Annotated in this window: 1 protein-coding gene; it reads left to right on the top strand. The window is 61.3% G+C overall.

Going from position 1 to position 1,981, the window contains the following annotated elements; all coding sequences use genetic code 11:
- The coding region (locus tag H7A81_RS27005) for a condensation domain-containing protein (protein ID WP_182059307.1) at positions 1–1,981 on the top strand (1,981 nt) is incomplete at both ends.

The following is a 1,981-nucleotide window of genomic DNA, read 5'->3' as shown; positions in this document are numbered from 1 at the left end:
ACAGCAGCAGATGGAAATCCACAACTATTACGGCCCATCTGAGTACACCATCGATACTCTTGGTGCCAGCGTGCTGGCTTCCCCGCAGCCGGTGATTGGTCGCCCGGTGGGCAACAGCCAGGTTTATCTGCTCGACAGCCAGTTGCGTCCGGTGCCGATTGGCTGCACCGGCGAACTCTATATTTCCGGAACCGGCATCGCGCGCGGCTATCTGCGCCGCCCGGATCTGACAGCCGCCCGCTTTGTGGCTAACCCCTTCCGCGAAGGCGAGGTGATGTATCGCAGCGGCGATGTGATGCGCTGGCGTCAGGATGGTCAACTGGCGTTTATCGGACGCGTGGATCACCAGATCAAAGTGCGCGGGTTCCGCGTCGAACTGGGTGAAATTGAAAACGCGCTGGTGGCGCTGCCCGAAGTGAGTTCCGCAGTGGTGATTGCCGAAGTGATCGGCGCCACGCACCGTTTGATTGGCTACTGCTCAGTGCAGGATGATGTCCTGCGCGCCGATCCGCAACTCAGCAACCGCTTGCTGGCGCAGTTGGGTAGCCAGTTGCCGGACTATATGCTGCCAGCCGTGCTGATGGTGTTGGATGACCTACCACTGAATGTGAATGGCAAAATAGACCGCCAGGTTCTGCCGAAACCCCATCAGGCTCAGCAACAGCAAAGCCGCGCGGCGCGCACCCCGCAGGAAGCGTTGATTTGTCAGGCGATGGCCAGCCTGCTCGGGCTGGAGAGCGTCGGTGCGGAGGATGACTTCTTCTCACTCGGTGGTGACAGCATTTCGGCGATGGGCCTTAGCACCGCCGCTCGCCGCGCTGGTTATATGCTGCGCCCGCGAGACATTTTTGCCGAACGCACCGCCGCACGCATGGCACAAGATTTAGCCCCGCTGGCACAGCATTCTCAACATGCCCGCGTGTCGCAACAGGGCGCGATTGGTGGTCTGCCGATTCTGCACTGGTTCCATGCGCAGGCGGGCATTAACGCGCGCTTCGCTCACGGCGTGCTGCTATCGGTGCCGCCAGAGCTGCAACTCGCGCAGCTGGAACAGCTGATTGAACAGCTTACCAACACACATCCAGCCCTCAACGCCTTCACGCGTGATAAGCAGTTAGTGGTGGGCGAATCGCTCTCTGCGCGCCCTGCGCGTTGTCGTGTTATCGAAGTGTCAGCATGTGACCAGGCCGCCGATCAGGCCTTCCGTGACGATGCAGCACGCCTCGATCCGGCAGCAGGATCATTGCTACAGGCAACCCTGCTCCAGACACAAGGCACAAGCTGCGGATTGGTGTTAACGCTGCACCATCTGGTGGTGGATGGCGTGTCGTGGCGCGTGTTGCTGGATGAACTGCAACAGGCCGGTGATGCACTGCTAAACGGAGCACCGATCACCTTGCCTGCCGAAGAGACCTCGCTGCATGACTGGTCCGCTACGCTGCTGGCTAACCTGGCATCACGCGCCAGCGAAATGCCGTTCTGGCAACGCATGCTGGAAGAGCCGCTGCCGGCGCTGGGTGAGCGCGCCTTAACGGGTAACGAGCGTGTCTTGCATCAGCGCACCCTGCTGGATGTGGCCACCAGCTCTGCCTTGCTGAATACCCTGCCGCAGCAGTTCCGTGCCACCAGCGAAGAGTTACTGCTGACGCTGCTCTCACTGGCGCTGCGCAGCATGAACGGCAGTGCGTTACAACGCGTTACGCTGGAGTCACACGGCCGTGCCGAGTTGCACGATCATCAGGATCTGGCGCGCACGGTGGGCTGGCTGACAGCGGAGTTTCCACTGCTGCTCGCCCTGCCTGCTTCGGCCGACCTCAATGACAGCGTGCGCGCGGTGAAATCCGCGCTGCGTGCCGTGCCGGATCGCGGCATCGGTTATGGCCAACTGCGCTGGCTGGATGCCCACCGTGGCATTACATTGGCGAAACTGGCCGCCGACCATGCGCCACAGGTGCTGTTCAATTATCTCGGCCGCTTCACT

The sequence above is a fragment of the Pantoea sp. ME81 genome (assembly GCF_903970985.1).
In the GTDB taxonomy this organism is placed as follows: domain Bacteria; phylum Pseudomonadota; class Gammaproteobacteria; order Enterobacterales; family Enterobacteriaceae; genus Pantoea; species Pantoea communis.
This window is presented reverse-complemented; position numbering and strand designations above follow the sequence as displayed.